We start from the raw sequence: 19,827 nt of genomic DNA, 5'->3' as shown, positions 1-19,827 counted from the left end.
CACGTGCCGTATCTTTGAGAGATCGCGCTGAGCCGACTATAAGAACTACTGGGCAATATCGTGTTCGTACCGGATGTGCGAACGCATAGAAGTCGGTTTTGCTTATTTAAGGGATGCTCATGCTCGCAAGTCGGCACGTGGTACTGCGCGGTGGCGCCAAATGGCTGCTGGTCGCCGGTGTTTTCAGCTATTCGGCCTGGTCGATGGCCTTGGGGCTGGGTGACATCACTGTTCATTCCGGCCTCAATCAGCCACTCAAGGCTGACATCGCTTTGGTCGATGTCGGCGGGCTGACGCAAAACGATCTGGCGGTGCGTCTGGCCACGGTGGATGAATTCGCCGAGGCCGGCGTCGAGCGGGTGTTCTTCCTCAACGACCTCAAATTCGTCCCGATCCTGCATGGCAATCGCCAGATGATCCGGGTGACCTCCAGCAAACCGGTCAACGAACCCTTTCTGAATTTTCTCGTGCAGCTCGATCAGCCCAACGGCCGGTTGCTGCGTGAGTACACGGTGTTGATCGATCCGCCCGGTTCGCCGGGTATTGTGCCGGCCACCGATGAGCCGGATCCGCGTGCGCAATCCTCCGCGTTTCCCACTGTCGAGCCTGTCGTGGCGGCACCACAGGTGCCTCAAGCCAAGCGCGATACCGTGCCAGCGCCGACGCCGGCAACTTCGCCCGCCAACGATGCACTGGCCGAACAATTGGCGGCCAGTGTTCTGGTCAATCAGCAACAGCAGAAGACCATCGATGAACTGAACGCAAAACTGCAGACACAGGATGTGCAGATTGCCGACGGCAAAAAGCAGATCAGTGACCTGCAAACACGCTTGGTCGAGCTGCAGAAAACGCCGCCACCGACCGTGGCGACCCCGGCACCGGTACCGACTCCTGCGCCGGCTGTGGCGTCAGCCGAATCCAGCGATGACGGTTTGAACTGGCCATTGCTCGGCGGCCTGTTGCTGTTGTCGGGGGCGTTGGTCGGGTTGTTGCTACACCGTCGACGGCAGCAACAGCAGCAAGTGGCCGAGCCGCTGCCCCAGTTGCCGCAAGGCAATGAGGTGGACGTCGCTGAGGCAGAGAACGCCGACCCCGTCAGATCCCACGCTTCAGCCGAACACCGGGAAGAGCCGGCGGCTGGCGATGTGCTGGAGGCGGTGGGGATCTATCTGGCCTATGGTCGACTGGGCGAAGCGGCGGGTTTGCTGCGCGATGCCTTGCACAAGCAGCCGGAGCGCAGCGATATCGGATTGCAGTTGCTTGAAGTGCTGGGACGCCAAGGTGACAGCGCCGCGTTTGAGCAACAGGAAAGCCATTTGCGTGAGCAGGGCGTGGATGCCCAGGCGTTGCAGGATGTTCGCGCGCGGCACCCGAAACTGGCGGTTGCGGCACCGTTGGTCGCGGTGCCGCCGATTATTGCAGCAGCCCCGCTGGTCGCTGCCCAACCGGCACCTGAAGATGATTTCGAGCTGAATCTGGGCGAGCTGTCGATGGATTCCAATTGGGATCTGGAAGACAGTCGCCCGACTTCCGATGAGCCACAGACAGACACCTCGGCGCTCGGCTCCGGGCTGCAAGTCCTGCCTCAGGATTTCGAATTGCCCGAGTCCAGCGAAGTCGCCGAACTCGAGTGGATCCCTGAATCGGACGCCGAGCCGCTGGATGAGGATTTTCTCAATGAGTTTGCTGATCCCGAGCCGTCACTGGCGCTGCAACCACTGGATTTGCAGACACCAGAGCCAGTCCACGACGAAAATTCCGGCAAGCTCGAACAGGCGCAGACGTGCATTGATGACGGCGATATCGACAGTGCGATTGCGTTGCTCAATGAATTGCTCAAGGAAGGGGATGAGCCGTTGAAGCAAACGGCGCGGACGTTGCTGGCGGGGATTCGCTGAACCCGATGGTTTTGCGGTGTATTTTATGCCGCTATCGCGAGCAGGCTCACTCCTACAGGGGAACGCATTCCAATGTAGGAGTGAGCCTGCTCGCGATAGCGGATTGTCAGGCGCCGTGATCAGAAGGTCTGCCCCAGATTCAGATAAACCGCCTGCTCATTCGCATCATTCAACCCATAACTGAAATTCAACGGCCCCAGTGGCGTGTCAAAACCGATAAACACGCTCGCCGCGTTGATGTAGCCACTGTCGAACTCATTGTCGTTGTTCCACGCCCGTCCACGCTCCAGCGAGGCGCCGGCGTACAGCGGAAAATCCAGCGGCAGATACGAACGCGGCGTCAACCGGCGGTAGTACACCGCGCGCATCAGGCTGATGTTCTGTCCGGAAATCGCGTCCTCACGGAAACCCGACAGCTGCCGCGCACCGCCGAGCAGGAAACTCGATGTCACCACATTGGCGTCGTTCAGCGTGCGCCCGTAGCGGCCACCGAGAATCAGCGTATCCGGGCCATGGCTCATGGCTTTATCGATTTTCAGATCCCACTGTCGATAACGCGTGTCCGACCCCAGGCCCGGTTCGAATTGCATCAGCGTCAGGCTGACGTCCTTGCCTTCGTGAGGGAAATACACGTTATCCAGCGAGTCGTACGAATACTTCAGCGCGTAGAAGCCTTCGTTGAAGTTTTCACTCGGCAGGTCCTGATCGCCAATCCGCACATCGGCCTTGCCCCAGGCCTCGCCGACACCGAAACGCACCTCGCCGTTGTTGCCGATCTGGCGGCCGAAGTTGAGGCCGAAACCGTAGCGCTCGACGCGATACTGCGCGATCGGGTCGTTGTCGAGCACCGCTTCAACGTTCTGCGCTTCGAACGAGGCGTATGGCGCGACGAAGTAACGCGAACCGACGTCCAGCGGTTGATAGAACTCGGTGTACAGCTCTTGTTTGTCGCCAATCTGCGCACGGGTCAGCCATTCCGCGCCGAGGCGGTTGATACCGTTGATGCGATAGCTGGCGCCGAGGTTGAAGGCGCTGTCGCCGCGCATGTCGTCCGACAGGTTGAGGCCGACCCGCAAGTAATCGGTGCCGCTGCGCTTGCCCCGAGCACTGATCACCAGTGTGTGATCCTGGCCCTTGTGCACCACGCGGTATTGCACTTGCTCGAAGTAGTCGAGGCCATACAAGGTGCCCATGTCCGAGTGCAAACGCCCCAGATCCAGCGGCTCGCCGATGTGCTGGCGGATGTAATAGCGAATGATATCGTCGTCGACCTTCGAGTCGTTCTCGACGCGGATCGCGGTGATGACCGGCGTACGCTGTCCCGGTGAGCGCGCGGCGTTCAGCTCGGCGTCCTGAGACTCGACGGGTTTGAGCTGCGCGAGGCGCGCGTCGAGGATGCGGGTGGCGCGGTAACCGGCGTCGATCATCTCCTGAGCCTTGCCGAAATCGGTGACACCGAAAGCCGCCAGCGCCGGCTGAATCAGCACGTCGGAGGATTTCAGCGCGGCCAGTTGTTCTTCGGAGTTACTGCGGGTCATCAGGGTGATCGACTGGTTCAGCACGTCGACCACGGTAGTCAGTTGCTTGCGATTGCGCAGCGGTGTGCCGATATCGACGACGATGGCCACATCGACGCCCATTTCCCGCGCGACATCGAGAGGAATGTTGTCGGTCATGCCGCCGTCCACCAGCAGCCGGCCATCAAGTTCGACCGGGGCGAACACCGCCGGGATCGACATGCTGGCGCGGATCACCTGAGGCAAGTGGCCTTTGCGGAACACCACTTTTTCGCCATTGGAAATGTCGGTGGCGACGGCGCGGAACGGGATCGGCAGTTTGTCGAAGTCGCGAGTGTCGCTGGTGTGGGCCAGCAGGCTTTCCAGCAGCAGCGCGAGGTTCTGCCCCTGAATCACGCCCAGTGGCAGGCCGAGACTGCCGTCGTCGCGAAAACTGAGTTTCTGTTTCACCAAAAAGTCGCGGTCATCCTGTTTGCGCCGAAACGGCACGTCTTCACGCGGCGGGGCGTCGGACAGCGCAGCTTGCCAGTCGATGTTCAGCGCGAGTTTTTCCAGCTCATCGATCTTGTAACCCGAGGCGTACAGGCCACCGACCACCGCGCCCATGCTGGTGCCAGCGATCGCATCGATCTTGATGCCTTGCTCTTCCAGTGCCTTGAGCACGCCAATATGCGCCAGTCCGCGCGCGGCACCGCCGGACAGCACCAGGCCGACTTTCGGTCGTGACGCCTCACTGGCATGGACAAGCAGAGGAAGGAAACCAAGCAGCAGGCAGAACAGCAGACGGCGCATTGTGAGTCTCGGGGCAAGCGATAAAGCCGGCTATTATAGCGGCGCCCTCTGTCTCAGGAGTTTCAGCGAACATGACTGTCGCAAAAGCAGAAGTTGTCATCACCTATTGCAGCCAATGCCAGTGGCTGTTGCGCGCCGCGTGGCTGGCGCAGGAGCTGCTCAGTACCTTCGGCGATGACCTCGGCAAAGTCTCGTTGGTGCCAGGCACCGGCGGGGTATTTCACATCACCTGCGCCGGCGTGCAGATCTGGGAACGCAAGGCCGACGGCGGTTTTCCCGAGGCCAAGGTGTTGAAGCAGCGGGTTCGCGATCAGATCGATCCTGACCGCGATCTCGGTCACAACGACCGCACTCAGTGAGACGTGGCCTCGGCTGCGACGGTTTTCTTGTCGGCATGGCCGGACATCCGCGCTGACACAACGATGGCGACAATGATCAACGCACCGCCGATCAACATCTTCGGCGTCGGGTTTTCATTGAACAACAGCCAGGCGACGGTGATGCCGTAGACCGGCTCCAGCGCAAACACTACCGCCGCCGTACGCGCCTTGATCACCGCCAGACTGGCCACAAACAGGCTGTGCGCGACGCCGGTACAGAACACCCCGAGCAGCGCAATCCACAGCCAGTCGAGTGCGCGCACTTCGCTCAGTTGCGGTGCTGCAACTGGGAGTAGACACAGCGCCACCACGACGTTTTGGCACAGCGCCGCTTGCACCGCCGGAATACGCCCGGAGCTGGCGCGGTTGGTCAGTGACAACAGCGAGAACAGCAGTCCCGACAGCACCGACCAAAGCAAACCGATGGTCGCGCCGCTGCCCAGGTCGAAGGCCGGGGTCACCAGAATCAGGCCGATGCTGACCAACACCACCAGCACAATTTCATTGGCACGGATGCGTTCGCGGAAAATCAGCCCTTCGAGAATCACCGTGAAGGCCGGGAAACTGGCGAAGCCCAATGTTGCAATGGCGACACCGGCGATCTTCACCGACAGGAAGAAACTCACCCAGTGCCCGGCCAGCAACACGCCGCTGAGGGCGAGGCGCCGCCAATCCACGGCCTGAAGTTTCTGCCAGCCGTGCTGACTGGCAAAACGGGCGAAAAATGCCAAGGCGAGCACGGCGAAAGCAGCGCGACCGAAGACGATCACGGCGGGGGACGCAGCAGCGAGTTTGCCGAACACACCGGTCAGGCCAAACATCAAAGCACCGATATGCAGAGCGCCGAGGGCGGTACGCGGAGTCATTGCAATCCTTCTATCGCAAACACAATCTCACTGGAGCTGCCGAAGGCTGCGATCTTTTGATCTTGCTTTCAAAAAACAACATCAAAAGATCGCAACCTTCGGCAGCTCCTACATTTAAGCGTGTAGAGGTCAGCAAGTCTGTCGGCGGACTATCGTCTTTTGTCGCAGGAGTCGCGACGAAGCTGGCCGGGTGATGCGCCGAACTCGCGCAGCACGGCGGCCGAGAAGGCACTCTGCGAGCTGTAACCGACGCGACTGGCAATTTCACCCATCGGCAACAGCGTGTCGCGGAGCATTTGCACGGCCAGATGCAAGCGCCGGCTGCGGATGTAATCCATCGGCGTCTGCCCGCATTCGGCCATGAAGCGTGCATGCAGGCGCGCGCTTGAGAGCCCGGCAACCCGCGCCAGATCGGCAACCTGCAGCGGATAAGCGGCGTGTTGTTCGATGTGCGCATCCAGCGCCGCATAGGGCAGGCGTCGGGCCGCCAGCTCGGCCGGCCGCGCCTGATTGAGGCTGGCCAGGAGCAACACTGAACCTTGCTGGGCGATCAACGGATCGCTGACCGGGCTGTTCGCCAGCCAACTGACCAACTGACTCTGCCCGGAATCCAGCGACAGGCGCGCGGGCTGATCAAGCAAGCGGCGGCTGGCGTCGGCATGATCGCCCAACGAGTCGACCAGCCATTGCCCGTCAGGAATATCCATCACCAGACAGCGGCTGCCATCGGGACTTCCGCAAGCGTGATGCGCACCCGAAGGGATCACCACAAAACTCTGCTGACGTATCTGGCTGCCACAACCCTCGACCTCGAAATCCAACGCACCGGACAGCCCGAACACCAGTTGCGCGTGGTCGTGGCTGTGCTCGATCAGATCGTGGGTGTACTGACGCAGGGTGAGGATCGGTCGCATGGCAGTGTCGTCTCCGAAGTGATCGCCAGTCTACACCGACCCGCATCGGGTGCGTTGTCACACGACTGACTCACGCTTGTCATGGTCGATTAACCGGACAAGCGCAGAGTGGCGAAAACATCGCAGAGGGTTGCCCATGACCAGCGCCGAGCTCGCCAGACCCAGTCGCAAACAACGGGTGCGAACCCTGTGGATCTCCGACGTGCACCTGGGCACACGGGATTGCCAGGCCGAGCATTTGTCGCAATTTCTCAAGGGCTACCATGCCGACAAGATTTACCTGGTCGGCGACATCATTGACGGCTGGAAACTGCGCGGCGGCATGTACTGGCCGCAGGCGCATACCAATGTGATCCGCCGCTTGCTGACCATGAGCAAGCGCGGCACCGAAGTGATCTACGTCACCGGCAACCATGACGAATTCCTGCGGCGTTATTCGAAGCTGATTCTGGGCAATATCCAACTGGTCGACGAGGCGGTGCATGTCACCGCAGACGGGCGGCATCTGCTGGTGATTCACGGCGATCAGTTCGATGTCATCACCCGCTATCACCGCTGGCTGGCCTTCCTCGGCGACTCCGCCTACGAATTCACCCTGACCCTCAATCGCTGGCTCAACCACTGGCGTGCGCGCTATGGTTACGGCTATTGGTCGCTGTCGGCGTACCTGAAACACAAGGTGAAAACCGCGGTGAGTTTCATCAGCGACTTTGAAGAAGCCATCGCCCATGAATGCGTGAAGCGCGAGTTGCATGGCGTGGTCTGCGGGCACATTCACCATGCCGAGATCCGCAAGGTGGGGGAGGTGGATTACCTCAATTGCGGTGATTGGGTGGAGTCGTGCACGGCGCTGATCGAGCATTGGGACGGCACGATCGAGTTGTATCGGCTGGCGGATGCGCAGGCGCGCGAGGCGGAGCTCAAGGCTGCCAAAGTCGCTGAACTCGCATAATGCTCTGGTGATTGAGAGGGCCTCATCGCGAGCAGGCTCACTCCTACAGGGGTACGCATTTCAACTGTAGGAGTGAGCCTGCTCGCGATGAACCGCGCAGCGGTTCCCGAGGATGATTACGCTGGCGAGTGTTCCTCCATTGCAGCTTTGTAAATCGAGTTCTTCGGCTGCGCAAACAACCGTTCCATCATCGGCTCAAAGAAACTCAAGGGCAGTGTGTCATAGCCCGGATCAAACGCCGCCGCATCGTATTTGGCACAGAACTCGGCGGTCGCTTGATACTGCGGATGACCGGCGAACTGCTCGCGCAGATGCCGATCCATGCCCAGGTGATGAAAGAAGTAGTAGCCCTGAAACACCCCGTGCTTCTCGACCATCCACAGATTCTCGGCACTGACGAACGGCTTGAGAATCGCCGCAGCAATGTCCGGATGGTTATACGAACCGAGCGTGTCACCAATGTCATGCAGCAACGCGCAAACCACATATTCCTCGTCGCGTCCGTCGCGAAAGGCGCGGGTCGCGGTTTGCAGCGAGTGGGTCAGGCGATCCACCGGGAAACCACCGAAGTCGCCTTTAAGCAGTTTCAGGTGAGTCATGATCCGCGAGGGCAACTGTTTGGCGTAGGCACTGAAGTCGGCGGCGATGATCGCCCAGTCTTCCTGCGTACCGTCCTTCATGTGAGTGAAGCGGGCATTGGCATTCATTGGCTGACCCTCATTCAGAACGCCACGCGACCCAGAATCATGTCGCGGTACATGACGAAGTCGCCGAGCAGGCTGTACAGCGGATGCTGGAAAGTCGCCGGGCGGTTCTTTTCAAAGAAGAAGTGCCCGATCCAGGCGAAGCTGTAACCGGCCAGCGGCACCGCCAATAACAGCAGCCAGGCGCCCTTGGCGATGGCCATCGCCAGTATGAAAATCACCAGTGTCGTGCCGATGAAATGCAGGCGCCGGCAGGTGCTGTTGCTGTGTTCGCTGAGGTAATACGGATAGAACTCAGCGAAGCTGCTGAAATGCTTGATGTTTTCCACGACCGCGTTCTCTGTGGTTATTGTTCTGGCGACGAGTTGTTCTGCGGGTAGCTTATTTGAGTCTAGAGTGATCATTGGCGTGGGCCAGTGACAATCGGCGCCACTTTAGTATCCTTCGCAAATCAGGCCGTAACATGCGGCCCCTCATGTAAAAGAAAAACGCCATGAGCGAACGAACGACTTCTGCAAGCTGGGCGATGGGGATTGTCAAAGCATTGGAGATGGACGGCCTGGATTGCCGGGTTCTGTTCAAGCAACTGGGGCTCGATTACACGGCTCTGGATGATCCGGATGCGCGCTTCCCGCAAGATTCCATGACCCGTCTCTGGCAACGGGCGGTCGAACTGTCCGGCAACCCGGCGATTGGCCTGAACATGGGCAAGGTGGTGCGACCGGCGTCGTTTCATGTCGCCGGCTATGCACTGATGTCGAGCAATACCCTGGCCGAAGGCTTCCAGCGGCTGGTGCGTTATCAGCGCATCATCGCCGAGAGCGCCGACCTGAGTTTCCGCTTGCTCGATGAGGGTTATGCGCTGATTCTGACCGTGCACGGCGATCATCTGCCGCCGACCCGGCAAAGTGCCGAAGCCTCGTTGGCCTGTGCATTGGGCCTGTGTGGCTGGTTGAGCGGGCGCACCCTGCATCCGGTCAAAGTCTTGGTGCAGGGCGCTGAGCCGGATGACCTGGAACCCTATAAACAAGCTTTTCACGCACCGCTGATGTTCAACGCACCGTACGATGCGCTGATCTTCGAACGCGCCGACATGGAAGCGCCGCTGCCCACCGCCAACGAAGCCATGGCGCTGTTGCATGACCGCTTTGCCGGAGAATATCTGGCACGGTTTTCCGAAAGCCGCGTGACCCACAAGGCGCGACAGGTGCTGTGCCGGTTGCTGCCGCAAGGTGAGCCGAAGCGCGATACCGTGGCGCAGACCCTGCATTTGTCGCAGCGCACCTTGCAGCGTCGCTTGCAGGAGGAGGGCACGAGTTTTCAGCAGTTGCTCGACGACACCCGCCGCGAACTGGCCGAGCAGTATCTGGCGCAACCGAGCATGACCTTGCTGGAAATCGCTTATCTGTTGGGTTTTGCCGACCCGAGCAACTTCTTTCGCGCGTTCCGCCGCTGGTTCGACACCACACCCGGTGACTACCGGACGCGGTTGTTGCAGACGCCGGGTGCGGTCAGTGACGCCAAAAGGCCGGAATACACAGTACAAACACCGTAATGATCTCCAGTCGGCCGAGCAGCATGCCGAACGACAGGATCCACTTGGCCGCGTCCGGCAGGGTGGCGAAGTTACCCGCCGGGCCGATGGTTTCGCCCAGGCCCGGGCCGACGCCGGACACAGTGCTGGCGGCACCGGTCAGTGCGGTCATCCAGTCGACGCCGAGCAGCGACAGCAGCAGCGCGATCACGCAGATGGTAATGGCGAAGAAGAACGAGAACGTCAGAATCGAGCGTACGATTTCTTCGTCGAGGCGGTGGCCGTTGTACTTCTGCTTGATCACCGCGCGCGGGTGAATCAGCTGATTAAGGTTGGCCTTGAGCAGGATATAGGCGACCTGGAAACGGAAGATCTTGATCCCGCCCGCCGTCGAACCGGAACAGCCACCGACAAAACCCAGATAGAAAAACAGCATCAGCGAGAAGTTACCCCACAGGCTGTAGTCGCCGAGGGCAAAACCGGTGGTGGTGACCACCGAGGTCACGTTCAGTGCGACGTGGCGCAGGGCGTCCAGCCAATGCAGGTTGGTCGTCCACCAGTACCAGGTGCCGAGCACCAGCCAGGTCACCAGCAGCATGCCGAGCAAACCCTGCACCTGCTGATCCTTGATCAGCGCCTTGCGGTTGCCGCGCAACGTCGCCACGTACAGGGTGAACGGCAGGCTGCCGAGAATCATGATCACCACCGCCACCCAGTGCACCGCCGGTTGCGTCCACTTGGCCAGCGACTGATCGGAGGTCGAGAACCCGCCGGTGGAAATCGCTGACATCGCGTGGTTGATCGCATCGAACGGGCTCATCCCGGCCCACCAGAACGCCAGGCTGCCAAGAATGGTGATGCCGACATAAGCCGCGACGATCAGCCGCGCCACCATGTGCGAGCGCGGCATGACCTTTTCCGAACGGTCCGAGGATTCGGTCTGGAACAGGCGCATGCCACCGATGCGCAGCAGCGGCAGAATCGCTACCGCCATACCGATAAAGCCGATGCCGCCGATCCAGTGTAGCAACGAGCGCCACATCAGGATGCCCGGAGACATGTCGTCGAGATGATTGAGCACGGTCGAGCCGGTGGCGGTAATGCCCGACATGCTTTCGAAGAACGAGTCGGTATAGCTGATGTGCTGAGTCAGCAGGAACGGCAACGCGGCGAAAATGCACACCACCAGCCAACTGCTGACCGTCAGCAGGTACATGTCGCGCGGGCGCAGATGAATGTGTTCGGGCCTGCCGGGAATCACCAGCGCGAGGCCGGCGACGAAGGTGATCATGCTCGCCCAGAGGAACGACGGCAGGTCGCTGGTGCGTTCGAAAATCACCAGGGTGGCCATGGGCACGACCATGGCCACGGCCAGGGTGATCAGGAAGATGCCGATGATGAAACCAATGATCCGTAAGGTCGGCAACGCCATGAAGTCCGCTCGGGCTGATGTGAGAAGGGCGCCATTCTACCCGTGAGGCAGGGCATGTAAACCGGCATCCTGTTGGCAGATACCGCTAGAATAGCCGCACATATTTTTCAGGAGGTGGCCGATGCAGGCTCTCGACGCGTTGCTCAACCGTGTTTCCGTTCCACGACTGGTCGAACCGGCCCCCACTGCCGAGCAGCGCGAAGCTCTGTTTGGCGCCGCATTGCGCGCGCCGGATCACGGGCATTTGCAGCCGTATCGTTTTCTGACCGTCGAAGGCTCCGCGCGCGCGCAGATGGGCGAGTTGCTGGCCGAGGCTGCACAGATGCAGGAAGGCGAAGTCACCGAAGCGATGATCGACAAGGCGCGCAACGGCCCGCTACGGGCGCCGCTGGTGGTTGTGGTGATCGCTAAATTGCAGGAGCACGTCAAGTATCCGAAGGCCGAGCAGTTGCTCGCGGCCGGGTGTGCGGCGCACGGGATTTTGTTGGCGGCGTATGCGCAGGGGATTGGTGCGGTTTGGCGTACGGGGGATTTGGCTTATTCGCAGCACGTAGCCAAAGGTTTGGGGCTGGGGGAGGGTGAAGAGGTGATTGCGTTTCTTTACCTCGGCACGCCGCAGAAAGAACCGCGTGTGGCGGAGAAGCTTGATCTGGCTGAGTTCGTCAGCGCTTGGCCTGGTAAGGCGTAAAGCGAAGAGCCCCTCACCCTAGCCCTCTCCCAGAGGGAGAGGGGACTGATTGGGGGATGCTGTAGAGGTACGCCGACCTGAAAGTGCTCAGCTGAATCCAGAGTGGATAACGGCTCCAGTGCATTTCGAGCTCGGAGTCGATAACGGTTCCGATGCATTTCGAACCCAGAGTCGGCGACGATTCACGTGCCTTCCGGGCGCATAATCAACTCGGTTCTTCAGGTCGATGTATGACGCAAGACACCGCGGTCGGCCCCCTCTCCCTCCGGGAGAGGGCTGGGGTGAGGGGCTTTTCTGGGGTGAGGGTGGCTTTTAGGGTTGGACGACGGCGCCAGGTACAAGCGGCAATTCCAGACTCGCAACAAACCCGCCCTGCGGATGATTGGCCAACGTCAAACTCCCGCCATGCCGTTCCGCCGCCCGCCGTGCAATCGCCAGCCCCAAGCCATGTCCCGCCGCCGTCTGCCCCGGTGCCCGGTAAAACGGCTCGCCCAACTGACTCAAATGTTCAGCCTGCACCCCCGGCCCATGGTCGCGCACGCTGACGATGATTTTTTCACCCTGACGCGAAGCCTGCATCTCAATCGCCTGACCCTCCGGGTTGAACCGCTGAGCATTACGCAGCAGATTATCGACGGCACGCTCGATCATGGTCGGCCAGCCCTTCAGGTTCAGCTGCGGTTCGGCATCAAGTCGGACAATCTGCTCGGGCGATCCAAGCTTCGCATCCTTCTGCAACGTGCCGAGCAACGCATTCAAATCCACGTCTTCAGCGCTGGCGTTGTCGGCATCGACGCGCGCCAGCACCAGAATTTCACTGATCAACGCTTCCAGCCGATCACACTCGCGGGTCAGCCGTGGCCAGAGTTTCTCGCGTTCCTCAGGGTTGGCCCGTTCCGCCAACGCCAGTGCAATGCGCAACCGCGCCAGTGGTGAACGCAACTCGTGGGAGACATCGCGCAGCAACTGGCGCTGACTGCCAATCAGACTCTGCAAACGCGCGCCCATGCGATTGAAGTCATTGGCCAGTACGCCGAACTCATCGCGACGGTTGGCCAGTTTCGCCAGGCTGTTTTGCTGATAGGTAGTCTGCCCCAGATCATGCACCGCGCCGCGCAAACGGCTGAGCGGGCGGGTGATGGAGAAGGTCACCAGCAGACTGAAGAGGGTCAGCACCACCAGCGCGATGCCCAGCGCACTCAACGGCCAAAGCAGACTTTCGCGGTGCCAGGCGTCGAGTTCCGGGTGTGGGATGCGGTAGATGAACAGGTAGGTGTCACCGGTTTTTTCACTGGTGAATTCGTCGGTCAGACGCCGCCATGGCAGACGTCGGTCATCATTGTTCTGCCGCGCTTCGAAGGCGGCGGCGCGACGCGGGAAGGTCCCGCGCACCACCGGGTCGCCGGATTCGTTGAGCACCTGAACGTCGATGTGATATTGGCGTTTGCGCTGTTCGAGGATGTCCTGGGCGGCTTCTTCGCCCTGCGCTTCATAGGTTTGTGTCCATTCGCCGGCGAGGCTGTTGAGGCCCGGATGGCGGCTGAGGATCCACGCGTCCTGGTTAAGCATGTGCCCGAGCAGAATGGACAACCCGGCCACCAGCGCGATGGCCAGCCAGAAGCTTGCGAGAATACGCCAGAACAATGAACGCACAGAAAATCCTCAATCAAACACAAATCCCTGTAGGAGTGAGCCTGCTCGCGATAGCGGTGAGTCAGACAAGTATCCGTTGACTGACACACCGCTATCGCGAGCAGGCTCACTCCTACATTGGATCGGTGGAAAAAGACCCGGCGGTGTTTAGCCGTCGGGTCCGGGGTCAGAACATTATTGCGCTTTTTGCGCCTGTTGCGCTTTCCACGCCTTGAACTCGGCCCATTCGGCGCGACGCTCGGCCTGTTTCTTCTGGATCTCGTCGAATTTCTTCTGTTGATCCGGTTTCAACACGGCGCGCACATCGGTTTCGGCTTTCTTGTGGTTGGCCGCCATCTCGTCTTTCATGGCTTTCTGGTCAGCCGGCGAGAGTTTTTCCAGGTACTTGTCGACCACTTGCTTACGCTCGTGCATCTGCTCGCCCATGATCTTGCGGATCTGCTCGCGCTGTTCGCGGGACAGGTCGAGTTGGCTGTACGGGCCTTTGCCGTGCATGCCGTGCATCTGACCGCCGTGGCGTGGGCCGTCGAGCGGACCACCCATCGGGCCGCCGTCTTGCGGCATGGCCATGGCGACGGTTGGCAGAGCGGCAGCGAACATCAGAGCGATAAGAGTCTTGCGCATGGTGTATCTCCTTGTCTCGTTCCCGGTACGTTCCGGATGAGTTCAGATTACGGAGATCAAGGTCAGCGGCGGTCAGCACTGCGTAAAGCTTCGGTAAAGACACTCGAGCGCTGACCTGACAAACACACCTTGTAGGAGTGAGCCTGCTCGCGATAGCGGTGTATCTGGCAAGAACATCTCGACTGACACACTGCTATCGCGAGCAGGCTCACTCCTACAGGTTGGAGGTTCAGAGGCTATAGAAGTAACCGCGGCTACGCAGGGCAACGATGCGTGGACGGCCGTCCGGGTGCGGGCCGATCTTTTTGCGCAGATTACTGACGTGCATGTCGAGGCTGCGGTCGTACAGGGTCAGCTTGCGACCGAGGGCGAGCTGCGCCAGTTCCTGCTTGTCCAGCGGCTCGCCGGGCTGCTTGAGCAGGGCTTCGAGCAGGCGGCTTTCGGAAACGGTGAGGGTCAGTTCTTTCTCATCGATGCTGACCACGCCGCGCACCGGACTGAAACTGAGGTCGCCCAGTTCTAGCTGCGTCGAGACGGCCGCCGGATGGCTGCGGCGCAATACGGCGCGCAGGCGGGCGGTCAATTCGCGCGGGTCGCACGGTTTGGCCAGGTAATCGTCGGCACCCAGTTCCAGGCCGAGGATGCGATCCAGCGGCTCGCCACGGGCCGAGAGCATCAGCACCGGCAGGTCGGCGTGGTCGTTGCGCAATTGCTTGAGCAGTTCCAGACCACTGCCATCGGGCAGCATCACGTCCAGCACCACCGCCGCCGGGGCGGTTTCGGCCAGCGCTTTACGCGCGCTCTGGCCATCGTGGCAGGCGCGCACATGGAAGCCTTCCTGGCTCAGCCAACTACTCAGGAGTTCGCACAACTCCTGGTCATCATCAATCAGTAACAGCTCGCTCATGACTCACTCAATTTAGCCATTGCCGACGTTTTCGGCTTGCTCCACTGGCAAAGATACCGCAGAGCAGCGCCAATAGCGCTACTCCGGCGCCCGTGACGAACCACTGCTGCTGATCAGTCAACAGACGCGGCAGCGGGCTGGCCTGGGCTTCCTTGAGTTGCAGCTTGAGACGCTGGTTCTCCTGGCGCAACCGGGCAAGCTGGGCGCTTTCGCGGGTATTGTCGGCATTTTGCAGTTGTTTGCTCAGTTCTTCCCGTTGCTGCTCGCTGGCCTTGAGGCGCTGCTGCAACTCGGTGATCTGGCTGCCGGCGCTTAACGACAATGGCGTGGAGCTGCCGCCTTCGGTGGTTTCCTCACCATGGGCGGGCGCCATGATCGACAACGTGACCAACATCAGACACAACGGACCCTTGCGCATCGCGACACCTGTTTCCAAATGGATATTGGGCAGGTTGTCGGCAGGCAAACGAGAATAATGAGCGATTGAGAACGCGATGAACCGAGAAGGTTCATCGCGTGGGGATAGCGTTACGGCAGGACTTGCTTGAACGGCTTGACGAGCACATTGGCGTAGACGCCAGCGGCAATGTACGGATCGGCATCGGCCCATGCTTGCGCAGCACTCAGCGAATCGAATTCGGCAACGATCAGGCTGCCGGTGAAACCCGCTGCGCCCGGATCATTGCTGTCGACGGCCGGGTGCGGACCGGCCAATACGATGCGGCCTTCGCCCTTGAGCGCTTGCAGGCGTTCCAGATGCGCAGGGCGCGCGGCCAGGCGTGCTTCCAGCGAGTTGGCGACGTCGGTGGCAATGATGGCGTAGAGCATGTCAGTCCTCGGTTTTTGGTGTTGTTGTGGTATCGGCATCGTGCAGATGGCGCGACAGGTAAATGCCCTGTGCGACCAGGAACACCAGAGTCATGCCCAGGCTGCCGAACACCTTGAAGTCCACCCAGTAGCTCTGGAAGGTGAAGGCGACGAACAGGTTGGCAGCGCCGCAGAACAGGAAAAAGGCGATCCAGGCGATGTTCAGGCGGGTCCAGACCGGATCCGGCAGGGTCAGCGCGTGGCCCATGATGCGTTTGATCAGCAGACGGTCACCGATGAAGTGACTGCCGATGAAGGCGACGGCGAACAGCCAGTTGACCACCGGCGCTTTCCATTTGAGGAAGGTCTCGCTGTGGAAGGCCAGCGTCAGGCTGCCGAACACCAGGCAGGCGATCAGGGTCAGCCATTGGCTCTTTTCCAGCTTGCGCTGTTTGATGAACAACGCGCCGTACACCACCAGGGAACTGATGATCAGCATCGCCGTGGCGCTGTAAATACCGCCTACAGTCACTTCATGGCCAGCGATGTCGACGACCCGTGGATCAAGTTTGTAAACGATGAAGAACAGCAGAAGCGGGATGAAATCGATGAATTGTTTCACAGTGAGAGCCAGAAGCTGGATGTGGCGGCATAATAACAAACATATGGGCGCGCGATAGCGCCAGCTGATTTGAGGTTACAACTCCCCGTGAATGTTGATTTGCACTGCCATAGCACGGCCTCCGATGGCGCCCTGGCGCCTGCGGTTCTGGTTGCGCGTGCGTTCGAGAACGGCGTGCGAGTCCTGGCGTTGACCGACCACGACACCCTCGAAGGCCTCGCCGAAGCGCGCGCGGCCGCGACCGAGTTGGGCATGCAACTGGTCAACGGCGTCGAATTGTCCTGTACCTGGGGCGGCGCGACCATTCATGTGTTGGGCTACGGTTTCGACGTCAATGCGGCACCGTTGGTCGAGGCGATTGCCAAATTGCACGATGGCCGCTGGCTGCGGTCGGAAGAAATAAGCCGCAAGCTCGCCCTTAAAGGCATGCCCGGCGCCCTCGACGGCGCGCGGAAAATCCAGCAGGAACTGGGCGACAGCGGCAACGCCCCGGCCCGTCCGCATTTCGCCGACTGGATGGTGCGTGAAGGGTTTGTAAAGGATCGCGCCGAGGCATTCCGCAAATGGCTCGGCGCCGGCAAGCTGGGTGACGTTAAGTTGCACTGGCCGACGCTGGAAGACACCGTCGGCACGCTGCGCGCCGCCAATGCCTGGGTCAGCCTGGCGCATCCCTGGCACTACGATTTCACCCGCAGCAAGCGCCGAAAGCTGATTGCCGACTATATTCAAGCAGGCGGGCATGCAATCGAGGTGGTCAATGGCCATCAGCCTGCGGAACAGGTCGGCAGCCTGGCAATCCTTGCCCGTGAGTTCGGTCTGCTGGTCAGCGCCGGCAGTGACTTCCATGGCCCTGGCGGCTGGTCCGAGATCGGCCAGTACCGGCCGGTTCCCGAGGACCTTCCACCCCTGTGGTGTCGGTTCAAACATGACACAGATATTGCCGCCGTCTGAACAGGTAGAGAATGTGAGTCAATTTTTCCAGATACATCCGGAAAACCCGCAAGCGCGCCTGATAAAACAGGCGGTCGAGATCATCCGCAAGGGCGGGGTGGTGATTTATCCCACGGACTCTTCCTACGCGATCGGTTGCCAAATCGGCGATAAAACCGCGATCGAGCGCGTGCGTCGCCTGCGTCAGCTCGATGAAAAGCACAACTTCGCGCTGATCTGCAGCGACCTGTCGCAACTGGGCAATTACGCCAAGATCGACACCGGCACCTTCCGCATTCTCAAGGCGCATCTGCCGGGGCCGTACACCTTCATTCTCAACGCCACCCGCGAAGTGCCGCGTCTTTTGCTGCATCCGAAGAAGCGCACCATCGGCCTGCGTGTGCCGAGCCATCCGATTGCGCTGGCGCTGTTGGCCGAACTCGGCGAGCCGCTGATGAGCGTGACCCTGATCATGCCTGGCGATGAAGACCCGCTAAGCGATCCGTACGAAATGCGCCAGTTGCTCGAGCACCAAGTGGACTTGATCGTCGACGGCGGCTTCGGCGGCATCAAGGCCTCCACGGTGATCGACTTGACTGGCGACGACCCGGAAGTGGTCCGCGTCGGTTGCGGCGATCCGACGCCGTTCATGGTCGAGGCCTGAATGTCCGCAGTGGAAACCGTTGTCGACCCCCAGGCCGGCGCTCAGCAAGAGCTGCCGTTTGCCATGGTCTATGGCCAGGCGGTCATGGAAATGCCGCTGGACCTGTACATCCCGCCGGATGCGCTGGAAGTCTTTCTTGAAGCGTTTGAAGGCCCGCTCGACCTGTTGCTGTACCTGATCCGTAAACAGAACATCAACATCCTCGACATCCCGGTGGCGGAAATCACCCGCCAGTACATGGGTTATGTCGAGTTGATGCAGTCTGTGCGCCTGGAGCTGGCCGCCGAATATCTGGTGATGGCCGCGATGCTCGCCGAGATCAAGTCGCGCATGCTCCTGCCACGCGCCGAAACCGTCGAAGACGAAGAAGACGATCCGCGCGCCGAACTGATCCGTCGCTTGCAGGAATACGAGCGCTTCAAGGCTGCCGCCGAAGGCATCGACGGCTTGAGCCGCGTCGGCCGCGATGTCATCGTGCCCAAGCTCGACGCCCCGGAAGCGCGGGCGCGCAAGCTGTTGCCGGATGTCGCGCTGGAAGAGATTTTGATGTGCATGGCCGAAGTACTGCGCCGTGGCGATATGTTTGAAAGCCACCAGGTCAGCCGTGAGGCGCTGTCCACCCGCGAGCGCATGAGCGATGTGCTGGAACGGCTCAAGGGCGGGGGTTTCGTGCCGTTTGTCGAGCTGTTCACCGCCGAAGAGGGCAGGTTGGGTGTGGTGGTGACCTTTATGGCGATCCTTGAACTGGTCAAGGAATCCTTGGTCGAGCTGGTGCAGAATGAGCCGTTCGCCGCGATCCACGTGCGAGCCCGAGCCGAATAACGAGTCGAAACATGAACCTGACTGAACCCCGCGAGCTGGCCCCCCTGCTTGAAGCCTTTCTGTTGGCCTCGGGAAAGCCGCAATCCCTTGAGCGCCTGTTTGAACTGTTCGAAGAAGGCGAGCGGCCAGAACCGGCAGTCTTCAAGAAAGCCCTGACCCTGCTGGGCAAATCCTGCGAGGGCCGCGCGTTCGAGCTCAAGGAAGTCTCGTCGGGCTATCGCTTGCAGATTCGCGAGAAGTTTTCGCCATGGGTTGGCCGACTCTGGGAAGAACGCCCGCAGCGTTACTCCCGTGCTTTGCTGGAAACCATCGCGCTGATCGCCTATCGCCAGCCGATCACCCGTGGCGAAATCGAAGACGTGCGTGGCGTGGCGGTAAACAGCAACATCGTCAAAACCTTGCTGGAGCGTGAGTGGATTCGTGTCGTCGGTTACCGCGATGTGCCGGGCAAACCGGCGATGTTTGCCACCACCAAGATGTTTCTCGATCACTTCAATCTGAAGAACCTCGAAGACCTGCCGCCGCTGGCCGAACTGCGCGAAATGGAAACTGACCCGGTGCTCGATTTCGACGACGCGCCGGTGCCGCAAGGCTTGCAGGAACTGGCCGATGCCAGCGCCGAGCCGGAGGAGGAGAAGGAAGAAACCAGCTTCCATACGTTGTTGCTGGAGCTGGACAGCATGGAGGAGGGGATCAAGACTGACTTCGACGATTTGTTGCGGGATGCGGTGGATGGTGAAGCGGCCGACAGTGACGCGCCGACGACCGAGCCTGAAACCGAAGTCGCCGAACCCACGATCGAAGTTGAACTTGAAGCAGAGCCAGAAGCCGAACCGGAAGAAGACATTCTTGGTGTCGCTGAGGCCCGCGAAAAGCTGTTGGCCGCCGTCGCCGCCCTCGAACAACCGGCGCCAGAACCCGAGCCGGAGCTGAGCGAAGAAGAAGCCGAAGCCCGCGCGCTGGCCGAAGCCATCGAAGCCGAACGCCGCGAATTCGAAGACTGACCCGCCCTCAAAACCACCGCGATCCCCTGTAGGAGTGAGCCTGCTCGCGATAGCGGTGTATCTGCCAAGAAGATGTTGACTGACACACCGCTATCGCGAGCAGGCTCACTCCTACAG

Annotated in this window: 21 protein-coding genes; 9 read left to right on the top strand and 12 right to left on the bottom strand. The window is 60.5% G+C overall.

The features are described from left to right. Window positions 1-119 precede the first annotated feature (119 nt). Complete coding sequence (locus tag KBP52_RS10810) at window positions 120-1,898, top strand: FimV/HubP family polar landmark protein (RefSeq protein ID WP_212622724.1); 1,779 nt, start codon at window positions 120-122, stop codon at window positions 1,896-1,898. A gap of 119 nt (window positions 1,899-2,017) precedes the next feature. Here KBP52_RS10810 and KBP52_RS10805 read toward each other — a convergent pair whose 3' ends face one another. Further along, entirely contained in the window at window positions 2,018-4,207 is a 2,190-nt protein-coding gene (locus tag KBP52_RS10805) for a patatin-like phospholipase family protein (protein ID WP_123594734.1), read from the bottom strand. 71 nt (window positions 4,208-4,278) lie between these two features. Here KBP52_RS10805 and KBP52_RS10800 point away from each other — a divergent pair, with 71 nt between their 5' ends. Then, on the top strand, window positions 4,279-4,566 hold the full coding sequence (locus tag KBP52_RS10800; protein WP_116028916.1) for a SelT/SelW/SelH family protein: 288 nt from the start codon (window positions 4,279-4,281) through the stop codon (window positions 4,564-4,566). Here KBP52_RS10800 and KBP52_RS10795 read toward each other — a convergent pair. Further along, on the bottom strand, window positions 4,560-5,453 hold the full coding sequence (locus KBP52_RS10795) for a DMT family transporter (protein WP_137218680.1): 894 nt from the start codon (window positions 5,451-5,453) through the stop codon (window positions 4,560-4,562). The two genes, KBP52_RS10800 and KBP52_RS10795, sit on opposite strands and share 7 nt — an antisense overlap. A 149-nt stretch (window positions 5,454-5,602) precedes the next feature. Next, window positions 5,603-6,367, bottom strand: a complete 765-nt coding sequence (locus KBP52_RS10790) for an AraC family transcriptional regulator (RefSeq protein WP_077571606.1) — start codon at window positions 6,365-6,367, stop codon at window positions 5,603-5,605. A gap of 136 nt (window positions 6,368-6,503) precedes the next feature. On the opposite strand from KBP52_RS10790, the gene KBP52_RS10785 reads away from it, so the two are divergent. Continuing rightward, the gene (locus KBP52_RS10785; RefSeq protein ID WP_007919701.1) at window positions 6,504-7,319 is read left to right on the top strand and encodes a UDP-2,3-diacylglucosamine diphosphatase; all 816 of its coding nucleotides are present in this window, start codon (window positions 6,504-6,506) and stop codon (window positions 7,317-7,319) included. Window positions 7,320-7,435: 116 nt separating this feature from the next. On the opposite strand, the gene KBP52_RS10780 is transcribed toward KBP52_RS10785, so the two are convergent. Beyond that, window positions 7,436-8,026 (bottom strand): HD domain-containing protein, encoded by a 591-nt coding sequence (locus tag KBP52_RS10780; RefSeq protein WP_077571607.1) that lies wholly within the window; start codon window positions 8,024-8,026, stop codon window positions 7,436-7,438. Window positions 8,027-8,040: 14 nt separating this feature from the next. Further along, on the bottom strand, window positions 8,041-8,352 hold the full coding sequence (locus KBP52_RS10775) for a DUF962 domain-containing protein (RefSeq protein WP_077571608.1): 312 nt from the start codon (window positions 8,350-8,352) through the stop codon (window positions 8,041-8,043). A gap of 164 nt (window positions 8,353-8,516) precedes the next feature. Between KBP52_RS10775 and KBP52_RS10770 the strand changes: the two genes are divergently transcribed. Then, on the top strand, window positions 8,517-9,578 hold the full coding sequence (locus tag KBP52_RS10770; protein ID WP_212622723.1) for an AraC family transcriptional regulator: 1,062 nt from the start codon (window positions 8,517-8,519) through the stop codon (window positions 9,576-9,578). On the opposite strand, the gene KBP52_RS10765 is transcribed toward KBP52_RS10770, so the two are convergent. After that, entirely contained in the window at window positions 9,535-10,989 is a 1,455-nt protein-coding gene (locus tag KBP52_RS10765; RefSeq protein ID WP_016984216.1) for a TrkH family potassium uptake protein, read from the bottom strand. The genes KBP52_RS10770 and KBP52_RS10765 overlap by 44 nt on opposite strands. Window positions 10,990-11,110: 121 nt before the next feature. Here KBP52_RS10765 and KBP52_RS10760 point away from each other — a divergent pair, with 121 nt between their 5' ends. Next, window positions 11,111-11,677, top strand: a complete 567-nt coding sequence (locus tag KBP52_RS10760; protein WP_212622722.1) for a nitroreductase family protein — start codon at window positions 11,111-11,113, stop codon at window positions 11,675-11,677. Window positions 11,678-11,989: 312 nt separating this feature from the next. Here KBP52_RS10760 and KBP52_RS10755 read toward each other — a convergent pair whose 3' ends face one another. The 6 genes from KBP52_RS10755 to KBP52_RS10730 form a co-directional block, all read right to left on the bottom strand. Beyond that, window positions 11,990-13,330 (bottom strand): HAMP domain-containing sensor histidine kinase, encoded by a 1,341-nt coding sequence (locus KBP52_RS10755; RefSeq protein WP_212622721.1) that lies wholly within the window; start codon window positions 13,328-13,330, stop codon window positions 11,990-11,992. A gap of 174 nt (window positions 13,331-13,504) precedes the next feature. Then, the gene (locus tag KBP52_RS10750) at window positions 13,505-13,954 is read right to left on the bottom strand and encodes an LTXXQ domain-containing protein (protein ID WP_016987938.1); all 450 of its coding nucleotides are present in this window, start codon (window positions 13,952-13,954) and stop codon (window positions 13,505-13,507) included. 229 nt (window positions 13,955-14,183) lie between these two features. Continuing rightward, complete coding sequence (locus KBP52_RS10745; RefSeq protein WP_016987937.1) at window positions 14,184-14,861, bottom strand: response regulator transcription factor; 678 nt, start codon at window positions 14,859-14,861, stop codon at window positions 14,184-14,186. A gap of 7 nt (window positions 14,862-14,868) precedes the next feature. Beyond that, a complete protein-coding gene (locus KBP52_RS10740) occupies window positions 14,869-15,279 on the bottom strand; it encodes a translation initiation factor 2 (RefSeq protein ID WP_038363742.1) in 411 nt (136 codons plus the stop codon). Between the two features lie 110 nt (window positions 15,280-15,389). Continuing rightward, window positions 15,390-15,689 carry a YciI family protein gene (locus KBP52_RS10735; protein WP_008021382.1) on the bottom strand — a complete coding sequence of 100 codons (300 nt, stop codon included), beginning with the start codon at window positions 15,687-15,689 and terminating at the stop codon, window positions 15,390-15,392. Window position 15,690: 1 nt separating this feature from the next. Next, window positions 15,691-16,290 carry a septation protein A gene (locus KBP52_RS10730; RefSeq protein ID WP_007919675.1) on the bottom strand — a complete coding sequence of 200 codons (600 nt, stop codon included), beginning with the start codon at window positions 16,288-16,290 and terminating at the stop codon, window positions 15,691-15,693. An 87-nt stretch (window positions 16,291-16,377) separates the two neighbouring features. On the opposite strand from KBP52_RS10730, the gene KBP52_RS10725 reads away from it, so the two are divergent. From KBP52_RS10725 to scpB, 4 genes are all read left to right on the top strand, one after another. Next, window positions 16,378-17,241: a PHP domain-containing protein gene (locus KBP52_RS10725; RefSeq protein ID WP_116028922.1), complete on the top strand. Its 864-nt coding sequence runs from the start codon at window positions 16,378-16,380 to the stop codon at window positions 17,239-17,241. Window positions 17,242-17,254: 13 nt separating this feature from the next. After that, window positions 17,255-17,884 carry an L-threonylcarbamoyladenylate synthase gene (locus KBP52_RS10720; RefSeq protein WP_034153313.1) on the top strand — a complete coding sequence of 210 codons (630 nt, stop codon included), beginning with the start codon at window positions 17,255-17,257 and terminating at the stop codon, window positions 17,882-17,884. Window positions 17,885-18,007: 123 nt separating this feature from the next. Next, complete coding sequence (locus KBP52_RS10715) at window positions 18,008-18,706, top strand: ScpA family protein (RefSeq protein WP_172828192.1); 699 nt, start codon at window positions 18,008-18,010, stop codon at window positions 18,704-18,706. An 11-nt stretch (window positions 18,707-18,717) separates the two neighbouring features. Further along, window positions 18,718-19,710 carry an SMC-Scp complex subunit ScpB gene (gene scpB / locus KBP52_RS10710; RefSeq protein ID WP_212622720.1) on the top strand — a complete coding sequence of 331 codons (993 nt, stop codon included), beginning with the start codon at window positions 18,718-18,720 and terminating at the stop codon, window positions 19,708-19,710. Window positions 19,711-19,827 lie beyond the last annotated feature (117 nt).

It is taken from the genome of Pseudomonas sp. SCA2728.1_7 (assembly GCF_018138145.1).
GTDB classification, from domain to species: domain Bacteria; phylum Pseudomonadota; class Gammaproteobacteria; order Pseudomonadales; family Pseudomonadaceae; genus Aquipseudomonas; species Aquipseudomonas koreensis_A.
The sequence above is the reverse complement of the archived record's forward strand: the minus strand, read 5'-3'. Positions and strand labels throughout refer to the sequence as shown.